At 64.2% G+C, this 21,424-nt stretch carries 22 protein-coding genes; 15 read left to right on the plus strand and 7 right to left on the minus strand.

Translation table 11 applies throughout. The features are described 5' to 3' along the window. The first annotated feature begins 68 nt into the window (after window positions 1-68). The 10 genes from gcvT (at window position 69) to panC (ending at window position 9,803) form a co-directional block, all read left to right on the plus strand. A complete protein-coding gene (gcvT, locus tag CHB97_RS01445; RefSeq protein WP_089286152.1) occupies window positions 69-1,187 on the plus strand; it encodes a glycine cleavage system aminomethyltransferase GcvT in 1,119 nt (372 codons plus the stop codon). Between the two features lie 163 nt (window positions 1,188-1,350). Beyond that, window positions 1,351-1,722, plus strand: coding sequence for a glycine cleavage system protein GcvH (gcvH, locus tag CHB97_RS01450; protein ID WP_089286153.1), 372 nt, complete (start codon window positions 1,351-1,353; stop codon window positions 1,720-1,722). After that, the gene (gene gcvPA, locus CHB97_RS01455; RefSeq protein WP_089286154.1) at window positions 1,722-3,068 is read left to right on the plus strand and encodes an aminomethyl-transferring glycine dehydrogenase subunit GcvPA; all 1,347 of its coding nucleotides are present in this window, start codon (window positions 1,722-1,724) and stop codon (window positions 3,066-3,068) included. The genes gcvH and gcvPA overlap by 1 nt, the downstream gene beginning before the upstream one ends. Continuing rightward, window positions 3,068-4,660, plus strand: coding sequence for an aminomethyl-transferring glycine dehydrogenase subunit GcvPB (gene gcvPB, locus CHB97_RS01460; RefSeq protein ID WP_089286155.1), 1,593 nt, complete (start codon window positions 3,068-3,070; stop codon window positions 4,658-4,660). The genes gcvPA and gcvPB overlap by 1 nt, the downstream gene beginning before the upstream one ends. 224 nt (window positions 4,661-4,884) lie before the next feature. Continuing rightward, window positions 4,885-5,727, plus strand: coding sequence for a transporter substrate-binding domain-containing protein (locus CHB97_RS01465; protein ID WP_160105466.1), 843 nt, complete (start codon window positions 4,885-4,887; stop codon window positions 5,725-5,727). Window positions 5,728-5,734: 7 nt separating this feature from the next. After that, window positions 5,735-6,307: a methyltransferase domain-containing protein gene (locus CHB97_RS01470; protein WP_089286157.1), complete on the plus strand. Its 573-nt coding sequence runs from the start codon at window positions 5,735-5,737 to the stop codon at window positions 6,305-6,307. Between the two features lie 14 nt (window positions 6,308-6,321). After that, window positions 6,322-7,482, plus strand: a complete 1,161-nt coding sequence (locus CHB97_RS01475; RefSeq protein WP_089286158.1) for an aminotransferase — start codon at window positions 6,322-6,324, stop codon at window positions 7,480-7,482. Between the two features lie 130 nt (window positions 7,483-7,612). Beyond that, on the plus strand, window positions 7,613-8,380 hold the full coding sequence (locus CHB97_RS01480; RefSeq protein ID WP_089286159.1) for an SDR family NAD(P)-dependent oxidoreductase: 768 nt from the start codon (window positions 7,613-7,615) through the stop codon (window positions 8,378-8,380). 56 nt (window positions 8,381-8,436) lie between these two features. After that, a complete protein-coding gene (locus tag CHB97_RS01485) occupies window positions 8,437-8,877 on the plus strand; it encodes a nuclear transport factor 2 family protein (RefSeq protein ID WP_089286160.1) in 441 nt (146 codons plus the stop codon). Window positions 8,878-8,951: 74 nt separating this feature from the next. Then, window positions 8,952-9,803 carry a pantoate--beta-alanine ligase gene (gene panC / locus CHB97_RS01490; protein ID WP_089286161.1) on the plus strand — a complete coding sequence of 284 codons (852 nt, stop codon included), beginning with the start codon at window positions 8,952-8,954 and terminating at the stop codon, window positions 9,801-9,803. A gap of 6 nt (window positions 9,804-9,809) precedes the next feature. Here the strand turns inward: panC and CHB97_RS01495 are convergent, their stop codons facing one another. Further along, window positions 9,810-10,448, minus strand: coding sequence for a TetR/AcrR family transcriptional regulator C-terminal domain-containing protein (locus tag CHB97_RS01495; protein WP_089286162.1), 639 nt, complete (start codon window positions 10,446-10,448; stop codon window positions 9,810-9,812). Between the two features lie 82 nt (window positions 10,449-10,530). Between CHB97_RS01495 and CHB97_RS01500 the strand changes: the two genes are divergently transcribed. Further along, window positions 10,531-11,160 (plus strand): MSMEG_1061 family FMN-dependent PPOX-type flavoprotein, encoded by a 630-nt coding sequence (locus CHB97_RS01500; protein WP_160105469.1) that lies wholly within the window; start codon window positions 10,531-10,533, stop codon window positions 11,158-11,160. Between the two features lie 203 nt (window positions 11,161-11,363). Here the strand turns inward: CHB97_RS01500 and CHB97_RS01505 are convergent, their stop codons facing one another. After that, window positions 11,364-11,783: a VOC family protein gene (locus CHB97_RS01505; protein ID WP_089286849.1), complete on the minus strand. Its 420-nt coding sequence runs from the start codon at window positions 11,781-11,783 to the stop codon at window positions 11,364-11,366. A 211-nt stretch (window positions 11,784-11,994) separates the two neighbouring features. On the opposite strand from CHB97_RS01505, the gene amt reads away from it, so the two are divergent. Further along, window positions 11,995-14,130 (plus strand): ammonium transporter, encoded by a 2,136-nt coding sequence (gene amt / locus CHB97_RS01510; protein WP_089286164.1) that lies wholly within the window; start codon window positions 11,995-11,997, stop codon window positions 14,128-14,130. A 3-nt stretch (window positions 14,131-14,133) separates the two neighbouring features. Here amt and CHB97_RS01515 read toward each other — a convergent pair whose 3' ends face one another. The 3 genes from CHB97_RS01515 to ctrA form a co-directional block, all read right to left on the minus strand. After that, window positions 14,134-14,601, minus strand: a complete 468-nt coding sequence (locus CHB97_RS01515; protein WP_089286165.1) for a DUF1203 domain-containing protein — start codon at window positions 14,599-14,601, stop codon at window positions 14,134-14,136. Between the two features lie 79 nt (window positions 14,602-14,680). Further along, window positions 14,681-15,748, minus strand: a complete 1,068-nt coding sequence (locus CHB97_RS01520) for an NAD(P)/FAD-dependent oxidoreductase (protein WP_089286166.1) — start codon at window positions 15,746-15,748, stop codon at window positions 14,681-14,683. Beyond that, on the minus strand, window positions 15,745-16,458 hold the full coding sequence (gene ctrA, locus CHB97_RS01525) for a response regulator transcription factor CtrA (protein WP_089286167.1): 714 nt from the start codon (window positions 16,456-16,458) through the stop codon (window positions 15,745-15,747). The genes CHB97_RS01520 and ctrA overlap by 4 nt, the downstream gene beginning before the upstream one ends. A gap of 240 nt (window positions 16,459-16,698) precedes the next feature. Between ctrA and fliI the strand changes: the two genes are divergently transcribed. From fliI to CHB97_RS01540, 3 genes are all read left to right on the plus strand, one after another. After that, on the plus strand, window positions 16,699-18,024 hold the full coding sequence (gene fliI / locus CHB97_RS01530; protein WP_200819804.1) for a flagellar protein export ATPase FliI: 1,326 nt from the start codon (window positions 16,699-16,701) through the stop codon (window positions 18,022-18,024). Then, on the plus strand, window positions 18,021-18,458 hold the full coding sequence (locus tag CHB97_RS01535) for a flagellar FliJ family protein (protein ID WP_089286169.1): 438 nt from the start codon (window positions 18,021-18,023) through the stop codon (window positions 18,456-18,458). The genes fliI and CHB97_RS01535 overlap by 4 nt, the downstream gene beginning before the upstream one ends. Window positions 18,459-18,578: 120 nt before the next feature. Then, a complete protein-coding gene (locus CHB97_RS01540; protein WP_089286170.1) occupies window positions 18,579-19,181 on the plus strand; it encodes a dual specificity protein phosphatase family protein in 603 nt (200 codons plus the stop codon). Window positions 19,182-19,346: 165 nt separating this feature from the next. On the opposite strand, the gene CHB97_RS01545 is transcribed toward CHB97_RS01540, so the two are convergent. Continuing rightward, window positions 19,347-20,432 carry an HD domain-containing phosphohydrolase gene (locus CHB97_RS01545; RefSeq protein ID WP_160105471.1) on the minus strand — a complete coding sequence of 362 codons (1,086 nt, stop codon included), beginning with the start codon at window positions 20,430-20,432 and terminating at the stop codon, window positions 19,347-19,349. A gap of 155 nt (window positions 20,433-20,587) precedes the next feature. Then, window positions 20,588-21,319 carry an RlmE family RNA methyltransferase gene (locus tag CHB97_RS01550; RefSeq protein WP_089286172.1) on the minus strand — a complete coding sequence of 244 codons (732 nt, stop codon included), beginning with the start codon at window positions 21,317-21,319 and terminating at the stop codon, window positions 20,588-20,590. Window positions 21,320-21,424: the final 105 nt, after the last annotated feature.

Genomic DNA, 21,424 nt, shown 5'->3' on the forward strand with positions numbered 1-21,424 from the left:
AGGGGGGCAACCGCCACGGGGACGATCCCCGTGACGGCCGTAACCTGTCCTGAAGGGAGTGTCCCGTCTTGGGTGACACCAGCCTGTTGCGCACGCCGCTTTACGATCTCCATGTCGAACTGGGCGCCAAGATGGTGCCATTCGCCGGCTATGACATGCCGGTGCAGTACCCGCTGGGCGTGCTGAAGGAACATCTGCATACCCGTGAGAAGGCGGGCCTGTTTGACGTTTCCCATATGGGGCAGGTGCGCCTGCGCGGGGCCGATATCGATACGGTGATCAAGGCGCTGGAAGCGCTGGTGCCGGGCGATATCGCAGCCCTGGCACCGGGTCGCATCCGCTACACCATGTTTACCAATGATCAGGCCGGCATTCTGGATGATCTGATGGTGACGCGGTTCGAGGATCACCTCTATGTCGTCATCAATGCCGGCTGCAAGGCCGAGGATCTGGCCCATCTGAAGGCCGGCCTGCCGGCGGGTATTGAGATCGAATATCTGGGCGATGATGCCGGCCTGCTGGCGCTGCAGGGCCCGGCGGCGGCCACGGTGATGGCCCGCCTGCTGCCCGAAGCGGCGACCATGGGCTTCATGAGCGCGCGGACGGCCACCATCCAGGGCATTCCCGTGCAGATCAGCCGGTCCGGCTATACCGGTGAAGATGGGTACGAGATCAGCGTCGGTGCTGCCGATGCCGAAAAGCTGGCCCGCCTGCTGCTGGCCGAACCGGAAGTGGCGGCCATCGGGCTGGGTGCGCGCGACTCGCTGCGCCTGGAAGCCGGGCTGTGCCTGTACGGCCATGATATCGACACCGGCACCAACCCCGTGGAAGCGGCCCTGACCTGGACCATCTCCAAGCGCCGCCGCACGGAAGGCGGCTTCCCCGGTGCTGCCATCGTGCAGGCCCAATTGGCGGCAGGCCCGGCGCGTAAGCGCGTGGGTATTCAGCCGGAAGGCAAGGCCCCGGCCCGCGAACATACCGAAATCCAGGATCTGGACGGCAACCGCATCGGGGAGATCACCAGCGGCGGCTTCGGCCCCACCGCCGGCGGCCCTGTCGCCATGGGCTATGTCACGGCCGCTTCCGCCGCTGTGGGCACGCGCGTGCAGTTGATCGTGCGTGGCAAGGCCATGCCCGCCACCGTCGCCGCCCTGCCGTTCGCACCGCATCGTTATTTCAAGGGGTGAGACGGGCAGCACCTGTCTCACCCGTCACAACCAATGTGCCTCCCCCGCGAAAGCGGGGGTCCAGGGGAAGCAGCAAGCAGCGTTGCGCCTTTGGCCCCTGGTTCCCCGCTTTCGCGGGGAAGGCAAACCTCTTTCTGCCGCACTCCCTACGAAAGACCCGACCATGACCATCCGTTTCACCAACGACCATGAGTGGATCAAGCTTGACGGCGATATCGCCACCGTCGGCATTACCGATTATGCCCAGCAGGCTTTGGGCGATGTGGTGTTCGTCGAGGTGCCGGAAGCCGGCCGCCACCTGACCAAGGGCAAGGATGCCGCCGTGGTCGAATCGGTGAAGGCTGCGTCTGAGGTCTATGCCCCGGTCGATGGCACCGTGGTCGAAGGCAATGTAGCCTTGGCCGATGAGCCGTCGCTGGTGAATACCGACCCGGAAGGCGCCGGCTGGTTCTTCAAGATGAAGATCAAGGACATGGCCCATTTCGAGGCCCTGCTGGACGAAGCCGCCTACAAGTCCTTCATCGCGGGGCTGTGATGCGTTACCTGCCGCTGACCGAAACCGACCGCAGCGCCATGCTGGCCACCATCGGGGTGGACAGCGTGGATGCCCTGTTCCGCGACGTGCCCGAACAGGCCCGCCTGAAGGGCCCCATTGCTGGCCTGTCCAACCATATGGGCGAGTTGGCGGTGGAACGCCATTTGTCCCGGCTGGCCGCCAAGAACGTCACGGCCTCATCCGTGCCGTTCTTCATCGGCGGCGGTGCGTACAAGCATCATGTCCCGGCCTCGGTTGACCAGACGCTGCTGCGCGGGGAGTTCCTGACCAGCTATACGCCGTATCAGCCGGAAGTCACCCAGGGCACGTTGCAGTACCTGTTTGAATTCCAGACCCAGGTGGCGCTGCTGACCGGCATGGATGTGGCCAACGCCTCCATGTATGACGGGGCGACCGGCACGGCGGAAGCCGTGCTGATGGCCGCCCGCATCAACAAGCGCAACAAGGTCATCCTGTCCGGCGGGCTGCACCCGCATTACCGCGAAGTGGTGGAAACCACCTGCGGCGTGATGGGCATGGATATCCGCGCCCAGGCCCCGGACTGGAAGAATGCCGAGGATTTGACGGCCCTGATCGATGGCGAGACCGCCTGCATCGTGGTGCAGACGCCGTCGCTGTTCGGCCATCTGCGTGACTTCACCGCTTTGTGTGACGCCGCCCACGCCAAGGGCACCTTGGTCATCGTGGTGGTGACGGAGGTGGTGTCGCTGGGCCTGTTGACCCCGCCGGGTGAGATGGGTGCCGATATCGTCGTCTGCGAAGGGCAAAGCATCGGCAATGGGCTGAATTTCGGCGGCCCCTATGTCGGCTTGTTCGCCACCCGCGACAAATATGTGCGCCAGATGCCGGGCCGCCTCTGCGGCCAGACGGTGGACGCCGATGGCAAGCGCGGCTTCGTGCTGACGCTGTCGACCCGCGAGCAGCATATCCGCCGCGAGAAGGCCACATCGAACATCTGCACCAATTCCGGCCTGTGCGCGCTGGCCTTCACCATCCACCTGTCGCTGCTGGGCGAACAGGGGCTGACCAAGCTGGCCCGGGTCAACCATGCCAATGCCGTGACCCTGGCCGACAAGCTGGAAGCGGTGAAGGGCGTGAAGATCGTCAATGACGGGTTCTTCAACGAATTCACCGTAAAGCTGCCCAAGAAGGCAGCCAAGGTGTTGTCCAAGCTGGCCGAACGCGGCATCCTGGCCGGCGTGCCGGTCAGCCGCTTCTACCCGGAGATGGACGGTCTGGAAGACCTGCTGCTGGTCGCCAGCACCGAGGTCAACAGCCTGGAAGACATGGACGCGCTGGTGCGCGGCCTGGAGGAGGTTCTCTGATGGCCATGAATAATCAGGGTCGCGACAGCACCCCTCATGCCGTGACTGTCGACGGCGAGTTTGTCACCTTCACCGGCAACAAGGCGTTGCAGCAGGAAGAAGCGCTGATTTTCGAGCTGGATAATCCAGGTGCTGTCGGCGTGGATCTGGAGGCACCGGTCACCACCAAGACCCGTCTGGGTGGGGTGAAGACCCGCGCCAGCGTCGGCCTGCCGTCCCTGGCTGAGCCGGATGTGGTGCGCCATTACACGCGCCTGTCCCAGAAGAATTTTGCCATCGACACGACCATGTATCCGCTGGGTTCGTGCACGATGAAGCATAACCCGCGCCTGAATGAAAAGATGGCGCGGCTGCCGGGCTTCAGCGACATTCACCCGCTCCAGCCGGTGGAAACCGTGCAGGGGGCGCTGGAACTGATCGACCAGTTGGCCCATTGGCTGAAGACGCTGACGGGGATGCCCGCCATCGCCATGTCGCCGGGTGCCGGTGCCCATGGCGAGCTGTGCGGCCTGATGTCGATTCATGCCGCACTGGATGCGCGCGGCGAAAGCCATCGCCGCCGCGTGCTGGTGCCGGAATCGGCCCATGGCACCAACCCGGCTACCGCGGCTTTCTGCGGCTTCACCGTGGATACGATCCCGGCAGAAGAAAATGGCCGCGTCAGTGTGGAGGCCGTGAAGGCCAAGCTGGGCGATGATGTCGCCTGCATCATGCTGACCAACCCCAATACCTGCGGCCTGTTCGAACCGCAGATCCGGGAAATCGCCGATGCCGTTCACGCGGCGGGTGGCTATTTCTATTGCGACGGCGCCAATTACAACGCCATCGTCGGCCGGGTTCGCCCCGCCGATCTGGGCGTGGACGCCATGCATATCAACCTGCACAAGACCTTCTCCACCCCGCATGGCGGTGGCGGTCCGGGTTCCGGCCCGGTGGTCCTGTCCGACGCGCTGGCGCCTTATGCCCCGCTGCCCTTCGTGGTGCATGGCAAGAACGGCTTCGATCTGGTGGAACAGGCGGCCGATGCCAAGGGCGCCAAGCCCTTTGGCCGCCTGAAGGGCTTCCATGGCCAGATGGGCATGTTCGTGCGCGCGCTGGCCTATATCCTCTCCCACGGGGCGGATGGGCTGCGGCAGGTGGCATCCGATGCGGTGCTGAATGCCAATTACGTGCTGGCCAGCCTGAAGGATGTCATGTCGGCATCGTTCGACGGCCCCTGTATGCATGAGGCTTTATTCGATGATCGCTTCCTGAAGGGCACCGGCGTGACGCCGCTGGACTTCGCCAAGGCGATGATCGATGAGGGCTATCACCCCATGACCATGTATTTCCCGCTGGTCGTGCATGGGGCTTTGCTGATCGAGCCGACGGAAACGGAAAGCAAGCAGACGCTGGACCGTTTCATCGCCACCATGCGCCATCTGGCGGAAAAGGCGAAGGCGGGCGATCTGGCCCATTTCCAGGCCAGCCCGCGCCTGACCCCGCGCAAGCGCCTGGACGAAACCCAGGCCGCCCGCAAGCCGGTTCTGCGTTGGGTGAAGCCGGCGGTTCCCGCGTCCGCTCCGGTGGGTGTGGCGCAGGCGGCAGAGTAATCCTTACCTGCCTTGTGCGGGGAAATGCTGAAGGGGGGCGGTGTCCAGACCGGATACCGCCCCCTTTTTGCTGTCCAGCCAGGAGGATGGAGTTTCCATTCCCGTTGCGGGGAGCGATACCGGCTGTCCCGTCCTGAGCCGGCCACCGGATGGCTTTGACCCTGGGCCATACTTGGGCATATGCTCAGCCGCTTCAGGATCAAAGCCCGGACGGTATTCCCGCCTTGATGATACGCCTTCCCTTGCGCATCCGCCTGTTCGCGCTGGTTGGGTTGCTGATGGCCCTGTCCGTGGGCCCGGCGCGCGTGGCGGCGCAGGATATGGCGCCTGCTGCGGATGCCGCGCGTCCGATCATCATCGCGTCTGACCCCTGGTGTCCCTATGCCTGCGACCCGGCCACGGATGGGCGCGAAGGTTATATGGTGGAACTGGCGCGGGAGATTTTTCAGGCGGCCGGCTATCGCGTGGAATATCGCGTGGTGAATTTCGCCATGCTGAAGCGGATGCTGCATGATGGCAGCGCCACGGCGGTGCCGGGGGCGGCCACAGATATGGGGGGCGCCCTGCTGTTGCCCGCCCTGGCACAGGGCAATTCCGCCAATGCGGTGGCCTTGCAGCGGGAAAAGGATTTCACCTACAGCAAGCCGGATGATTTCGGCCCATACCGCGTTGGCGTCATCAAGGATTATGCCTATGGCGGCGATGTGCAGCGCTATATCGACCAACATCATGCCAATCCGGCCAGGGTGCGGGTGCTCAGCGGTTTTGGCTATTCGCAGCTGGTGCAGGGGTTGCGGCAAATTCAGGGCGGTGGGCTGGATTTGCTGTTGGATGATTATAATGTGCTGCGCTGGCAGCTCCGCCGCCTTGCCCTGGATGATCAAATGCGGGTCGTTTCGCTGAAAGATGATGCCGATCTTTTTGTCGGCCTGTCCCGTAGCGATGCCCGCGCCCCGCTGCTTGCCCGTTTGCTGGAGGATGGAACGCGGCGGCTGCGGGCGGAGGGGCGGTTTCTTGCCATCCTTGCCCGCTATGGGCTGCATGAACAACCGATGCCCGAACGGTGATTATTGAATGAATGCTGTAAAGACGATGTTGCATGTGGGGTGTGGGCCGAAGATCGGCGCACTCTCTTCCATTTTCCAATCTCTTGGCGGTGATTGGCGGGAAGTCCGCCTTGATATTGATCCTGCGGTACAGCCCGATATCATCGGCTCCATCACCGATATGGGAATGGTGGCGGGGGGGACCATGGATGCGGTCTATTCCTCCCATAATCTTGAACATCTTTACCCGCATGAGGTGCCGCTGGCGCTGGCGGAATTCTTCCGGGTGCTGAAGCCCGGTGGATTTGTGAATATCGCCACCCCGGACCTGGAACAGGTGGCGCTGCAGCTGTTGAATGGCGGGTTGGAAAGCCCGGCCTATGTTTCGCCAGCCGGACCGATTGCGCCGCTGGATATGCTGTATGGCCTGCGTTCCGCTGTGGCTGCCGGAAACCATTATATGGCGCACCGTACCGGCTTTACCCCCGACAGCCTGCATCAGGCACTGATCAAGGCTGGCTTTGCCACGGTCACGGTGGTCAAGGATCAATGGTTCGCGCTTCATGCCACGGCATGGAAGGCGGGAAACCAGGGCGGATAAGGGATAGGGCGGGCATGAAAAGCGGCAATGCGGTGCTGTCGGGCTATGGCACCACGATTTTTGAGGTGATGTCGCGGCTGGCCGACCAGCATAAGGCGGTGAATCTGGGCCAGGGCTTCCCCGATGGCAATGGCCCGGCCGATCTGGTGGCCGCCGCTGCCACATATCTGGCCGAAGGCTGGAACCAATATCCGCCCATGCCGGGCTTGGCCGTGCTGCGCCAGGCGGTGGCGGCGCATAACCAGCGTTTCTATGGGCTGGATGTGGATTGGGCCCGCCAGACCCTGGTGACCAGCGGGGCGACGGAGGCACTGGCCGCCTGTCTGTTCGGCCTGCTGGAGCCGGGGGATGAGGTGGTGCTGTTCCAGCCGCTTTATGACAGCTATGTCCCCATCATCCGCCGGGCCGGGGCCGTGCCGCGCTTTGTCAGCCTGCGCGCCCCCGGCTGGGATGTCGATCCGGCGGAACTGCGCGCCGCCTTCGGGCCGCGTACCAAGCTGGTGCTGCTGAACAATCCGCAGAACCCCATCGGCAAGGTCTGGCAGGCCGACGAACTGGCCCTGCTGGCCGAGCTGGTGCAGGCGCATGATGCCATCGCGCTCTGTGATGAGGTTTATGAACATCTGGTGTTTGATGGCGCCCGGCATCTGCCGCTGATGGCGCTGCCCGGCATGGCTGAGCGCACCTTGCGCATCGGCTCTGCCGGGAAAAGCTTTTCGCTGACCGGCTGGAAGGTGGGCTATGTCACCGGGCCGGCCGATTTGCTGCCGCCGGTGGTGAAGGCGCACCAGTTCCTGACCTTCACCACCCCGCCCAACCTGCAGCACGCGGTGGCGCTGGGCTTAAGTAAGGATGATGCCTATTTCCAGGGGCTGGCCAGCGGGATGCAGGCGGGGCGCGACCGGCTGGCGGCGGGCCTGCTGGCGGCAGGCTTTACCGTGCTGCCGGCCGCCGGCACCTATTTCCTCACCGTCGATCTGCGGGCCAGCGGCTTTAAGGCGCTGGACACAGAATTCTGCCAGCGGCTGACCGTGGAAGCCGGTGTCGCCGCCATCCCGATCAGCGCCTTTTATGAGGTTGACGCCCCCCGCCACCTGATTCGCTTTTGTTTCTGCAAGAAGCCGGCAACGCTGGATGAGGCGGTACGGCGGCTGACGGCATGGCGGGAAATTTAGCACGGCGTTCGGCGTTGCGCAAAACGGTCATGCCACGGCCGGGGTGATCCATCGGCCCCGGCATGGCCCTTTTCCCCGACCCCGCTCGCCCTAGTTTCCTGTGTATCCCCGGAAAAGATGGAGCCAGCCGATGCACACCCCCACGCCCGCCGATGGCTTTGCCTGGGTCACCGGTGCCTCCAGCGGGATCGGAGAATATGTGGCGCTGGCGCTGGCGGCGGAGGGGTGGACGGTGCTGGCATCGGCGCGGCGGGTGGATGCCTTGCAGGATGTCGCAGCAAAGGCCAGCGGGCCGGGGCGGATCATTCCGCTGCCGCTGGATGTGACCGACCTACAGGGCGTGCGGGCGGCGGTGGCCGGGGCCGTGGCCACCCATGGGCCGATGGCGCTGGCCATCCTGAATGCCGGCACCTACAAGCCCGACGGGGCCAGGGGGCTGGATGCCGGGGATTTTGCCCGCACGGTTGATATCAACCTGATGGGCACGGTCAATTGCCTGGATGCCCTGCTGCCCGGCATGATCGGGCGGGGGAAGGGGCATATCGTCATTGTCTCCTCCGTCGCGGGCTATCGCGGGTTGCCGCGTTCGCTCTCCTATGGCGCCACCAAGGCGGCGCTGATCAATATGGCGGAAAGCCTGAAGATGGATGTGGAACGCTATGGGCTGAAAACCCAACTGGTTTGCCCCGGATTCATCAAAACCCCGCTGACCGACAAGAATGATTTCCCCATGCCCTTCCTGATGCCGGTGGAAAAGGCGGCGGCGCGGCTGGTGGCGGCGCTGAAGGGGGATGGGTTCCAGATCACCTTTCCCCGGCGTTTCACCTGGGGCCTGCTGCTGTTGCGCCGGCTGCCTGATGCGCTGTATTTCCTGTTGGCCCGGCGCACCTTGCGCTAAGATAATTGTCAAACGGGCGTTGGGCCTGATCAAGGGTGGAATGGGTTGCAGCAGCCATGAATGGCAGGGTTCCGGTGGAACAGGCGCTTAACGCCTATCTGCGCTTCTATCAGGAACTGCGCCCGGAAACCGTGTCGCGGCTGGACCGGCTGGCGGTGCCGGATGTGCATTTCAAAGACCCGTTCAATGATTTCCGCTCCCGCGACCGGATGAAGCAGGTTTTCACCAGCATGTTCCACAAGCTGGAGCAGCCGCGCTTCATCATCCGCGACCATGCGATTTCCCAGCAGATGACCTATCTGCGCTGGGGTTTCAGCTTCCGCACCCCCAGCACCCCCCGGCCGACCACGATTGAGGGCATGTCGGAGGTGAAGTTCGACATGGCGGGGCAGGTGACCTCCCATATCGACCATTGGGATGCCGCCGAACAATTCTATGAGCGGCTGCCCGTGCTGGGCTGGGTGCTGCGCCAGATCAAGGCCCGCATGGCCGATTAGGGCTTGCGGGAAGCGGGTTCCTGCCGTAACCCGCTGGCGCAGGAGATACCGGCCATCCAAGCGGGGAAACAGCCATGAGCATCGCCATCGTCCGTACCGTTGCCGACCTGCGTGCCCAGGTGGCGCAATGGCACCGCGAGGGGCTGCGCGTGGCGATGGTGCCCACCATGGGCGCCCTGCATGATGGGCATCTGACGCTGGTGCGCCGGGGGCGGGAACTGGCCGACCGGGTGGTGGCCAGTGTCTTCGTCAACCCCACCCAGTTCGGCCCGAATGAGGATTTCGCCCGCTATCCACGCGATGAGGCGGGCGATGCCGCCAAGCTGGCCAGTGCTGGCTGTGACCTGCTGTTCGCGCCGACGGTGGATGTGATGTATCCGAGTGGTTTTGCCACCAGCATCGATGTCGGCCCCATCGCCACCCGCTGGGAAGGGGCCTTCCGCCCCGGCCATTTCCAGGGCGTGGCGACGGTTGTCACCAAGCTGCTGTCCCAGGCGCAGGCCGATATTGCCTGCTTTGGCGAAAAGGATTTCCAGCAACTGGCCGTCATCCGCCAGTTGGTGCGCGACCTGGATTTGCCGGTGGTGATTGAAGGCGTGCCGACAGTGCGGGAGGCGGATGGCTTGGCGCTTTCCTCCCGCAACGCCTATCTGTCGGCCGAACAGCGGCAGGTGGCGGGGCAGTTGAACCGGGTTTTGCGGGAGACCATCGCCGCCGTCGCGGCCCGCCCGGATACGGTGGAGACCGCCTGCCAGCAGGCGGCGGCGGCCCTGCTGGCGGCGGGGTTTGCGGCGGTGGATTACCTGGCAATGGTGGATGCGGCCACGCTGGAACCGCTGGCCGTGCTGGGCAGCTCGCCTGCCCGCATCATCTGCACCGCCCGGATTGGCGGCGTGCGGCTGCTGGATAATATGCCGGTGGCTTGATCGCGGTTATCCGCGCGCCCTCTGGCAGGCCAGCCCATCCAGCAACATATCCAGCCCGAACTGGAATCGTGCTTCCATATCAGTATCGAAAATCGGCTCCATCAGGCCCAGCAGCCTTGGGTGGCTGGTGCCTGCCGCCTCGGCAAAGCGGGATTTCAGTGCCGCAAGATCGACAACCAAAGCGCCCGTTGCATCCACCAGGCCCTGTTCTTCAATCGTGAAGCCGATCACGTAAAAGAACAGGGAGCCGTTGGCCCAGGCGGCGACCTTGGCGGAAAAACCGGCACTGAGAAGCGCACCCATCACCCCGTCATTCACCCGCATAATGTTAGGGGTAACGATATAGGTGCCGGCATAAAGCCGCCCCCCGTCGCGCCGAGACAACAGGCCCTGGCGCAACTGGTGGGCGATCTGTTCCACCTGCGTCCGCCACGGGGCAGCGGGGTCGATATCGATACAGACCCGGTCCAGCAGCCGATCGGCCAGATGGTCGATCAGGGCCTCCTTGTTCTTGAAATGCCAGTAAAGCGATGGTGCCTGGATGTTCAATGCCTGCGCCAGCCGCCGCATCGTCAACCCTTCCAGCCCCACCGTATCCAACAGCGACAGCGCTGCCTCTGTCACCTGTTCCCGCGTGATTCTCACCAAGAGCCCCCTTGTTAACGCTTGCCACTCTAACAATGTTAGGTCAATCTAACGACGTTAGATTATGGGATGGAGGAACATCATGGATGCCGGAAATGACCGCGTGGAAAGCCTGGAGCAACTGCGCACCCTGTACGAACTGCCCCATGAGCGTATCCTGCGGATGAAGTTTCCCCGGCTGGACAGCTTCATGACCGGCTTCATTGCCGCCAGCCCGCTAGTATTTATCGCCACGGCGGGCCCGGACGGGCTGGATAATTCACCACGGGGCGGGGCCCCCGGCTTTGTGCGCGTGGTGGATCAGGATCATGTCGCCATTCCCGACTGGCCCGGCAATAACAAGCTGGAAAGCATGACCAACATCCTGTCCTCTGATGGTCGCTGTGGCCTGGTTTTTGTTGTGCCCTACGCCGATACGTTCCTGCGCATCAACGGCAAGGCTGTGCTGTCACGCCGGGCGGATCTGCTGGAAAGCATGACGGAAGGGGGCCGGGTGCCGAAACTGGCCATCCTGCTGGCGGTTCAGGAAGCCTATTTCCATTGTGGCAAGGCGCTCCGTCGCTCCCATATCTGGCAGCCGACAAAATGGCAGAAGCCTGAACTGCCCTCCGTCGGCACCATGATGAAGGCGATGTCGGATGTGGCCGAAGTGACGGCGGAGATGATTGACGCCGATTATCAGCGGGCCTTGCGGGAAAATCTCTATGGCTAACGGAAAGCCTAGCCCCCATCGCCTCGGAAGGCGCCGGGGGCCATTCTTCCTTGCTTATACCAGCGGCGCGAAATCATGACCGATGGTCAAGCTTTCGTGCTCCTCAATCGCCGGCGGGCGCCTCCGCGCCCTTGGCTACGCGGCACGGGCCGCGCGGCGGCAGTCGCCGCCGAACCAACGGTCAAGAATTTTGACCGTTGGTATTACCACACGCCAATATTCGCCATGCTGGCCCAGGGTTCCTGTTTGGGCAGGGCCTTGCCCTTCTGCAGCAGCTCAATGGAAATATTGTCGGGGGAGCGGATGAAGGCCATGTAGCCGTCACGCGGCGGGCGGTTGATGGTGACGCCCTTGTCCAGCAGTGCCTGACAGGTGGCATAGATATCCTCCACCTGGAAGGCCAGATGGCCGAAATTGCGCCCGCCGGTATAGACCTCCGGGTCCCAGTTATAGGTCAGCTCAACCTCGGCCTCCGGGTTCTCGTCCGCCCCCAGATAGACCAGGGTGAAGCGCCCGGCCTGGTTTTCCATCCGCCGGGTTTCCTTCAGCCCCAGCTTGTTGCAATAAAAATCCAGCGACTGTTCCAGGTCGGTCACGCGGACCATGGTGTGAAGATATTTCATGGTTTCCAGTCCATTGCGGGGGAACGATGCCGGCAAAGATAGGCGCTGCCCGGCCTGCTGCCCAGCCCTGGCATGGCAGATATGGCCAGGGTCGGCAGGCTGGAACAATCATTGCCCCATTGCATTGCAGTATTTTTCATGCTGGCATGGTGCCCAACCAAAACGGGTAACTAAATAAGTTAAGGCCGGACATATCCGGCAGGAAACGGGCATGACCAGCGACCCGATTGCACAGGTATGGATTTTGGTAGCGGCCGGGCTGGTCTTCATGATGCAGCTGGGTTTCTGCCTGCTGGAGGTCGGGTTTGTCCGGGCCAAGAACAGCATCAATGTCGCCATCAAGAATGTGATGGATTTCTGCATTGCCGGCTTCTTGTTCTGGCTGTTCGGCTATGCCCTGATGTTCGGCCCCAGCCTGGGCGGGCTGATTGGGCTGGGGCCGCTGATGCCGGAACATACCGGCCGGCCGGATATGCTGGTCTTTCTGCTGTTTCAGATGATGTTCTGCGGCACGGCCACCACCATCGTTTCCGGCGCGGTGGCCGAACGCATGGGCTACAGCTCCTACATCCTGGTTTCGGCCCTGCTATCGGCCCTGATCTATCCGGTTTTCGGCCATTGGGCCTGGGGCGGCATGGCCGGGTCGGACAGCCAGGGCTGGCTGTCGGCGCTGGGCTTCATTGATTTTGCCGGCTCCACCGTGGTGCATTCCGTGGGTGGCTGGCTGGCACTGGCGGCGGTGCTGGTGATCGGCCCGCGTACCGGGCGCTTTGATCCCGGCGTGCGCGCCATGGGCGGCAACAGCCTGACCATGGCGGCGGCGGGCGTGCTGGTGCTGTGGTTCGGCTGGCTGGGCTTCAATGGCGGCAGTGTGCTGGGGGAGGTGTCCAAGGCGCCCGGCGTGATGTTGAATACCATGGTGGCCGGCTGTGCCGGCGGGCTGGCCGGCCATTTCATCGCCCTGGCCACGCTGCGCCGCGCCACGGTGGAACATTTCCTCAATGGTATTCTGGGTGGGCTGGTGGCCGTCACGGCCGGCGCCCTGGTGCTGGGCACGGCGTCGGCGGCGCTGGTGGGGGCGACCGGCGGGGTGATGGTGCTGATCGGGCAGAAGATGCTGGACCATTTCCGCATCGATGATGCGGTGGGGGCCGTGCCCGTGCATCTGTTCGCCGGCGTCTGGGGTACCTTGTGCGTGGCCCTGTTCGGGGATGTCAGCCTGTTCGGCACCGGGCTGGACCGCTGGCAGCAATTGCAGGCGCAGGCCATCGGCGTGCTGGCCTGCGCCGGCTTTGCCTTCGGCAGCGGCTATGGGTTGTTGTACCTGTTCAACCGGATTTTCCCGCTGCGCATCGATGCCGAATCGGAACGGCTGGGCCTGAATATCGCCGAACATGGCGCCACCTCGCCCATGATGGATCTGGCCGCCGAGATGGAGCGCCACCGGCTGGAAGGCAAGTTCGACCGGCCCGTGCATGTGGAGCCGCAATCGGATGTGGAACTGATCGCCGCGCAATATAACCGGGTGATCGACCGGGTGACGTCGGAGATTCAGCGCCACGAACTGCTGCTGGATGAGTTGGGCCGCGCCAAGGTGGAGGCGGAGAATTCCAACCTGGCCAAGTCGCAGTTCCTGGCCACCATGAGCCATGAGCTGCGCACGCCGCTGAATGCCGTCATCGGTTTTTCCCACCTGATCGCCGATCAGGCCTATGGGCCGATTGACGGGCGTTATGTCGAACATGCGCGCGATATCAATGATGGCGGCAAGCATCTGCTGGCGCTGGTCAATGATGTGCTGGATTTCTCAAGGCTGGAGGCCGGCAAGTTCCAACTGAACGAACAGCCGCTGGATTTGCGGCGCGTGTTGTATGGCGTCCACCGGCTGATGCTGCCGCTCGCCGAAAGCAGCAGCCTTGATCTGCGGCTGGAGGTGCCGGAGGGGCTGCCCTCCATGCTGGCCGATGAACGGGCGGTGCGGCAGATCTTGATCAATCTGGTCGGCAATGCGGTGAAATTCACCCCGGCCGGCGGGCGGGTGCGGATCGGCGCCATGCTGGAACCCGACCGCCGGCTTTGCCTCTCTGTTGCTGATACGGGCATCGGCATGGACCCGCAATCGGTGCCCAAGGCACTGGAACCCTTCACCCAGCTGGAAGGCGGGCTGGCCAAGGGGCATGGCGGCTCCGGCCTGGGCCTGTCGCTGGTCAATGCCCTGGTGCGGCTGCATGACGGAACCCTGGTCATCCAGACGGCACGCGGCCAGGGTACCAGCATTGCCATCCGCTTCCCCATCGCCCGCACGCTGGACTTGCCAGCGGCAGAGGGGCGGCGGGTGGCGGGGTAGGGGTTATGTCCGGTCTACCCGGCCGGCGTAACAGCCGTGCTTTGCGAAATGCACATGCAGATAGGCGATATCCGACTGGGCAAGATAGTGTCGCAGCAGGCCATCGGCCTCTTTTCCATCGACGACATCCGCTTTCACGATCAGATCATCGCTGTTGTAAGCGCGGACAGATAGCAGACGCTTCGCCATCATCGGCGGCAGCTCATCATCCACCACACAGGTGGGGGCCGGTCCCTGCGTCACGAAGATCGGGCCTTCCGCCCGATAGGGGCTATTGGCAGGTTGATGGCGGAATGACAAAAGCAGCACCGTCGTTCCTGCCGGCGCATCGGCCAGGGTGATCCGGCAGGGGATCAGCCCCTCGCTGGGTGTCACCACGCGGCGGATGCCCTGTGCGGCCAATGTCGCATCATCCAGGCTGAAAAGCGGGGTGAACAGATCAGATGACAGGCCGCTGACACGGTAGGTCATGGGGAAATCTCCATCACGGTTGTACAGGATGGCCCCATGATGCCGACTGGCCGGCTCGCCGGCGCTCCGCTTCTTGCTGTCAAAGCAGCCAGCGGCCCTCCAGCCAGCGCAGTGCCCACAATGCCGGGCCCCCCAGTGTCCACCAACGCCCCCAGGCGGCAAGCGCGGTGCCGTCGCCGATATCGATCAGGCAGGGCGGGGGCTGTTGCGGGGCGGGGTGGGGCGGGCGGCTGCCGGCCAGGGCGATCAGGTTGCTGGTCAGGGCGGACCAGCCCGGATGGCGTCCCTCTGCCGGGCGCACCGCCTCTCCCCCTGCAATCATCCGCGCAAAGCCGGACACGCCAAGGGCGGCATCGGTCAGCAACCGGCCATCCGCATCCACGGCCAGGCCGCTGTCGCGCAGCCAGCCGGGGCCGGCGGCGCCGGTGGCGTTCAGGAACAGGTCAAAGGCGATGCGGTCGCCCCCCTCCAGCACCGCCTCGTTCCCTTCCACCCGCAGCACGGGGGCCATTTCCTGCAGGATGGTGCCATGCGCGGCCAGTGCCTCAATCAACCGCACGCCGGCCGGTTCCGGCAGGCGGGTCAGCAGGCGGCCACGGGTCAGGATGGTGATGGCGATATGCCCGCCCTCCCGTGCGGCCAGCGCGATCATGGCAAGCGCCAGCCCACAGGCCGTGATGCCGCCACCGGCAATGGTCAGGGCCACCGCCCGGCCGGGATGCTGGCGGAACCGTTCCACCAGCGCCTTGTGCAGGGCCAGCAGCCGGGGCAGGGGGCGGGTGCTGAAACAGCGGGGGTGATCCCCGGTACCGGGCAAGGGCCGGGTCAGCGCCGTCGGCGCGATGGAGAGCAGGTCGAAACCCAGCGGCTCCCCCTGGCGGCGATGCACCTGCCCCGCCGCCGGATCGATGCGCGTTATATCATCATCGAAGAAATAGAGACCGTGCCGCGTGGCCATCGCGGCGGCATCCAGGCTTGCCGCCGCCGGGTCAACCCGCCCGGCCAGGATGGGGGGAATGGCCTCTGCCCAGAATTGCGGCGCAGGGGTAACAAGGCCCAGATCATGGCCCGCCCGTTTCAGCCGGGCCAGACGGTGCAGCAATGGCGGCCGGGCGTGCCCGCCGCCCAGCAGCAGGATACGGCTCAACCCACAGCCTTCACCGCCGTTGCCTCAGCCTCCGGCGGGTCGCGCAGCACATAGCCGCGGCCCCAGACCGTTTCGATGTAATTGTCGCCATCGGTGGCCGTCACCAGCTTCTTGCGCAGCTTGCAGACAAACACGTCGATGATCTTCAATTCCGGCTCATCCATCCCGCCATAGAGATGGTTGAGGAACATTTCCTTGGTCAGCGTCGTGCCCTTGCGCAGCGACAGCAGTTCCAGGATGCCATATTCCTTCCCCGTCAGATGCAGGGGCTGGCCATCCACGGCCACCGTCTTGGCATCCAGGTTCACGGCCAGCCGGCCGGTGCGGATGACGCTTTCCGAATGGCCCTTGCTGCGGCGAATGATGGCCTGAACGCGCGCGATCAGCTCGCGCTTGTCGAACGGCTTGGTGATGTAATCATCGGCCCCGAAGCCTAGCCCCTTGATCTTGTTATCCAGATCGGACAGGCCGGACAGGATCAGGATGGGGGTGGTCACCCGGGCGGCGCGCAGACGGCGCAACACCTCATACCCATCAATATCGGGCAGCATCAGGTCCAGGATGATGATGTCGTAATCATACAGCTTGCCGATTTCCAGCCCGTCTTCACCCAGACTGGTGGCATCGACAATATAGCCGCCATCCGCTGCCAGCATCAGCTTGACGCTTTTCTGCATCGCGGGATCATCTTCAACCAGCAGGACTCGCATGTTTCTTCCCTCGGCGATGGGTTCAGGGTTACCCCTTCTGTGACCGGTTGTGCTGAGAACTCTTTTATGCAACCAGCCTGCGGCGCCACCAGGGCCTTTCAACCGACAAGAGTTAGGTTAACAGAGCTTCGGCGCATATGCTACGTGCCGGGCGGCAATCTGACCTTAACCATGCTGGTGCATTAGTATGTGGTGTATCCTCTGCCTGCTTCCCCCGCATGAAAGGGTATTCGTCCCGTGATGATTGATGCCGACCAGATGCTGCAGGAGATCAACGCCCTGCCGCCCTACCGCATGTTCGGGCGCGTCACCTCCGTGCTGGGCATGATGGTGGAGGTGGGGGGCGTGGAACGGCGCCTGTCCATCGGCGGGCGCTGCCGCGTCTTCAGCCGGGGCGGGCGGCCCGTGCCGTGCGAGGTGGTGGGCTTCCGCAATGGCCGCGCCCTGCTGATGCCCTATGGCACGCTGGATGATATCGGCCTGGGATGCAGGGCAGAGGTGGCGGAAGGCCAGGCGGCGATCTATCCGACGCCGGCCTGGCTGGGCCGGGTGATCAATGCGCTGGGCCAGCCGATTGATGGCAAGGGGCCGCTGCCGCAGGGCGATGTGCCGGTGATGATCAAGGCCAGCCCGCCGCCCGCCCATGCGCGCCGCCGTGTCGGCGGCAAGATGGATCTGGGCGTGAAGGCGATCAACACCTTCCTGTCCTGCTGCCGGGGGCAGCGCATGGGTATCTTTGCCGGCTCCGGCGTCGGCAAGTCGGTGCTGATGTCGATGCTGGCCAAATATACCGAGGCCAATATCAGCGTCATCGGCCTGATCGGCGAACGCGGGCGCGAGGTGCAGGAATTCCTGGAACATGATCTGGGCGAAGATGGTCTGGCCCGCTCCGTCGTCATCGTCGCCACCAGTGACGAGCCGCCGCTGATGCGCCGGCAGGCCGCCTATATGACCTTCGCCGTGTCGGAATATTTCCGCGATCTGGGCCAGGATGTGCTGTGCCTGATGGACAGCGTCACCCGCTTTGCAATGGCCCAGCGTGAAATCGGCCTGTCGGCGGGGGAACCGCCGACCACCAAGGGCTATCCGCCCACCGTGTTCGCCGAACTGCCGCGCCTGCTGGAACGCGCCGGCCCCGGTACGGGCGATGGCACGATCAGCGGCCTGTTCACCGTGCTGGTGGAAGGTGGCGACATGGAAGAACCCATTGCCGACGCCGTGCGCGGTATTCTGGATGGCCATATCGTCATGGAACGCCGCATCGGTGAGCGCGGGCGCTATCCGGCCATCAATATCCTGCGCTCGGTCAGCCGCACCATGCCGGGCTGCAACACGCCCGAACAGAATGCCCTGGTCGGCCGGGCCCGCCGGTTGATGTCGGTTTATTCCGACATGGAGGAGATGATTCGCCTGGGTGCCTATCGCAAAGGCAGCGACCCGCAGGTGGATGAGGCGATCCATTTCAACCCCGCCCTGGAAGCCTTCCTTCGCCAGAGCAAGGGGGAGCGCAGCACGCTGGACCAGGGCTATGCTGAACTTGCCGCTATCCTGGGCGGTGCCGGATGAAGGATCTGAAGCCGATCATCCGGCTGAACCAGCGCTCCGTCGATGAACGCCGCCGCCATCTGGGTGAATTGCAGCGAGCAGAAGAACGGCTGCTGGCCGATATCGCCGCCTTTGAGGCGCAGGTGGAACAGGAAAGGGCGGTGGCTGCCACCGACCTGAACCTGGCCCGCGCGCTGCCCGCCTTCCTGACCCATGCCAAGCAGCGGCGGGAGCAATTCCAGCACGCACAGGCGATGATGCGCCAGGAAATCGCCAAGGCGGAGGAGATGGTGGCCGACGCCTTCCGCGAACTGAAGAAGTTCGAGCAGGTGCAGGAACAGCGCGATCTGGCCGCCAAGCAGGCCCGGCGTTACCGCGAAACCCAGATGTTTGACGAGGTGGCCTCCATCCGGTTTTCCCGCCAGCAGGGGGACGGGTCGGAGGATCAGACCTGACGATCATTTTTCATCCACCCTATCCTTTTGGATAGGTCTGGTGTGGGGGCAAGGGTGACGTCATCTCTATGGGCAGGGCCATTGTGGCCCCGGTTCCCCTGAAGGGGCGGAGGCGGCATCATGCGCTGGGCACAGGCTTGCCATCGGGTGCTCTGGCGGCGGCGGGGCTGGCCGGCACGGCTGGGGCTGCTGGGCGTAGCGTCGCTGCTGGGCCTGGGGGTCTATCTGGGCGGGCTGCAGGTGACGGGCAATTTTCACACCGTCATCCCGCAGGAACTTTACCGTTCCGCCCAGCCCTCCCCGGCGCAGATCACTGCGTATGCCGCCGCCTATGGCATTCGCAGCATCGTCAACCTGCGGGGGGCCAATCCCGGCCGAGACTGGTACGAGGCGGAGCGGACGACCGCGCAGCTTCTGGGCATCCAGCATGTGGATTTCGCCATGTCGGCGAAACGCCCGCTGGATGATGCCCGCGCCGCGCAATTGATCGCCCTGCTGCGGTCGGTGCCGAAGCCGGTGCTGATCCATTGTCAGGCCGGCGCCGACCGGACGGGGCTGGCCTCCGCCCTCTATCTGGCGGCCGTGGCCGGGCAGGGGGAGGAAGCGGCGGAGGGACAGCTTTCCGTGCTGTACGGCCATGTCGGCCTGCCGATGCTGGGCCCCTATGCGATGGATGCGACCTTCGAACGGATGGAGCCGTCCCTGGGCTTTCCTGATTCCTGAAAAACTTATACCAATCTCCCTTGATCGTGACCGATCCAGGGAGATTTTTTGTTCCCTCAGGCGCCGGGCGGGCGCATCCGCGCCCTTGGCTTGCGCGCCACGTGGCGCGGGCCAGCGGTCGCTGGCCTCCAATCCGCCAAGGGTCAAACCCTCGGCGGATTGGTATTACCCGTCCTCCCGGACGGCCAGCATTTCGGCGGCCTGGGAGACGAACAGATGGGCCAGGGCCGGGTCCAGATGGCTGCCGGCGGACCGTTCGACAAAGTCCAGCGCCCTTTCCAGCGTCCAGGGCTCCTTATAGGGGCGGCGGGAGAGCAGGGCGTCGAACACATCGCAGATGGCGACGATCCGGCCGGCAATGGGGATATCCTCCCCCGCCAGCCCCTGGGGATAGCCGCTGCCATCCCATTTTTCATGATGGGTCAGGGCGATTTCAGAGGCGAGGTCCAGCAACTCCATCCCGCTGCCGTGAAGAATCTGGGCACCGATGCGGCAATGGCTGCGCATCACCCCCCATTCATCACTGTCCAGCCGGCCTGGCTTCAACAGCACCCGGTCCGGGATGCCCAGCTTGCCGATATCATGCAACGGGGCGGCGGCGGCGATCATTTCCACCTGCCGGGCCGGCAGGTCGGCCAGCCGGGCCAGCGCGCCGGCCATCCGCCCGATGCGGGCGACATGATGGCCGGTATCCTCGTCCCGGAATTCCCCGGCGCTGCACAGGCGGTGGATGATTTCCGCCCGCGTCCGCTCCAGCTCCGCCGTGCGTTCCTGCACCATAGTTTCCAGGGCGCGGGCCTGATCGCGCTGGCTGCGGTAAAGCAGATGCATGATCAGCAGGTTGCGCGCCCGCACCAGCAGTTCCCAGCTGGTATAGGGCTTGGGCAGGAAGTCGATAGCGCCCGTCTCCAGCGCGCGGCGGCGGAAGGCCTCGTTATTTTCTGCCGTGATGATCAGCACGGGGGGTGTTTCTTGCCCCAAATGGTCGCGCATTTTTTCGATGAAGCCGGGCCCGTCCAGGCCCGGCATACAATAATCCAGCAGCACCAGATCGGGCGGGTTGCTGCAACACATGGCCAGCCCTTCCAGCGGATCGGTGCTGGCGCGGATTTGCGTCAGCCCCGCCTTGCGCAGGATGGCGGTGAGAAGATCGACCGACAGCTGCATGTCATCGACAATGACGACACGCGCCTGAATCATCTGGTCGCTGGAAAGCTGGGGTTGGCTGACGCCACTCAGGTGCATCGGCATCGGCAGGGGTCCGCTGGCGGGGGGAACGCCCCTGCTGTCGCAGTAACGTCCGTTCCGCATCATGGTTGGATGCAATAAACGTAGCATCCCCTGCGGGCTCCGCAACCTTTCGGCTGCCGAATCAGGGTAAATCTATCCTTAAGAGTACAGCGGGGTCAGACCCTGCCCGCCTCGTCTTCCTCTGCCGCGGCTTCGCCACCCCGGAAGCCCATGGCGACAATATAGGTCTCGCTGCTGTCCTGCCGGCTGGCGGCCGGTTTGGCGTGGCGGACGGTGGTGAAATCCTTTTTCATCTGCGCCAGCAATTCCCGCTCCGCCCCGCCCTGGAACAGTTTGCAGACGAAATGCCCGCCCGGTGCCAGCACCTCTGTGGCGAACTGATAGGCCATTTCGGCCAGCCCCATGATGCGCAGATGGTCGGTCTGGGTGTGGCCGGTGGTGTTGGCGGCCATGTCCGACATCACCACATCGGCCGGCCCCTGCAACAGCGCCTTCAGGCGCAGCGGTGCCTCATGGCTGGTGAAATCCATCTGGAAGGTGGTGGCGCCGGGCACAGCCTCCATCTCCAGCAGGTCAAGCCCCACCACCTGGCCGCTGCCGCCCTTGTCGGACTTGGATTTTTCCACCGCCACCTGGGTCCAGCCGCCGGGGGCGGCGCCCAGATCGACGATGCGCTGGCCCCGCTTCAGCAGGCCGAACTTCTCATCCAGCTGCAACAGCTTGAAGGCGGCGCGGCTGCGGAAGCCGCGCTTCTTGGCTTCCACCACATAGGGGTCGTTCAACTGCCGTTCCAGCCAGCGGGCAGAGGAGACGCTGCGCCGCTTGGCCGTCTTCACGCGCACGGCCTGATTACGGCCGGTGGGGATATTGCCGGAGGACTTGGTCATGACAGCGCACACCTGGGAACGGACGGTCGAAAAACAAGCGTTCCATATCGGCCGGATCGCGCCGGCAGGCAAGGGGGCGCTTCGCAACCCAGCCTAGCAGGGTGC

This window comes from Azospirillum sp. RU38E, from assembly GCF_900188385.1.
Taxonomy (GTDB): domain Bacteria; phylum Pseudomonadota; class Alphaproteobacteria; order Azospirillales; family Azospirillaceae; genus Niveispirillum.

What these genes read in the sequence shown, in the direction of transcription:
- CHB97_RS01540 (WP_089286170.1), top strand. Translation starts at nt 18,579, where the DNA reads ATGCGCTGGGCACAGGCTTGCCATCGGGTGCTCTGGCGGCGGCGGGGC.
- CHB97_RS01485 (WP_089286160.1), top strand. Translation starts at nt 8,437, where the DNA reads ATGAATGGCAGGGTTCCGGTGGAACAGGCGCTTAACGCCTATCTGCGC.
- gcvPA (WP_089286154.1), top strand. Translation starts at nt 1,722, where the DNA reads ATGCGTTACCTGCCGCTGACCGAAACCGACCGCAGCGCCATGCTGGCC.
- CHB97_RS01515 (WP_089286165.1), bottom strand. Translation starts at nt 14,601, where the DNA reads ATGACCTACCGTGTCAGCGGCCTGTCATCTGATCTGTTCACCCCGCTT.
- CHB97_RS01550 (WP_089286172.1), bottom strand. Translation starts at nt 21,319, where the DNA reads ATGACCAAGTCCTCCGGCAATATCCCCACCGGCCGTAATCAGGCCGTG.
- ctrA (WP_089286167.1), bottom strand. Translation starts at nt 16,458, where the DNA reads ATGCGAGTCCTGCTGGTTGAAGATGATCCCGCGATGCAGAAAAGCGTC.
- fliI (WP_200819804.1), top strand. Translation starts at nt 16,699, where the DNA reads ATGATTGATGCCGACCAGATGCTGCAGGAGATCAACGCCCTGCCGCCC.
- gcvPB (WP_089286155.1), top strand. Translation starts at nt 3,068, where the DNA reads ATGGCCATGAATAATCAGGGTCGCGACAGCACCCCTCATGCCGTGACT.
- panC (WP_089286161.1), top strand. Translation starts at nt 8,952, where the DNA reads ATGAGCATCGCCATCGTCCGTACCGTTGCCGACCTGCGTGCCCAGGTG.
- CHB97_RS01470 (WP_089286157.1), top strand. Translation starts at nt 5,735, where the DNA reads ATGAATGCTGTAAAGACGATGTTGCATGTGGGGTGTGGGCCGAAGATC.
- amt (WP_089286164.1), top strand. Translation starts at nt 11,995, where the DNA reads ATGACCAGCGACCCGATTGCACAGGTATGGATTTTGGTAGCGGCCGGG.
- CHB97_RS01475 (WP_089286158.1), top strand. Translation starts at nt 6,322, where the DNA reads ATGAAAAGCGGCAATGCGGTGCTGTCGGGCTATGGCACCACGATTTTT.
- CHB97_RS01505 (WP_089286849.1), bottom strand. Translation starts at nt 11,783, where the DNA reads ATGAAATATCTTCACACCATGGTCCGCGTGACCGACCTGGAACAGTCG.
- CHB97_RS01500 (WP_160105469.1), top strand. Translation starts at nt 10,531, where the DNA reads ATGGATGCCGGAAATGACCGCGTGGAAAGCCTGGAGCAACTGCGCACC.
- gcvH (WP_089286153.1), top strand. Translation starts at nt 1,351, where the DNA reads ATGACCATCCGTTTCACCAACGACCATGAGTGGATCAAGCTTGACGGC.
- CHB97_RS01535 (WP_089286169.1), top strand. Translation starts at nt 18,021, where the DNA reads ATGAAGGATCTGAAGCCGATCATCCGGCTGAACCAGCGCTCCGTCGAT.
- CHB97_RS01545 (WP_160105471.1), bottom strand. Translation starts at nt 20,432, where the DNA reads ATGCCGATGCACCTGAGTGGCGTCAGCCAACCCCAGCTTTCCAGCGAC.
- CHB97_RS01480 (WP_089286159.1), top strand. Translation starts at nt 7,613, where the DNA reads ATGCACACCCCCACGCCCGCCGATGGCTTTGCCTGGGTCACCGGTGCC.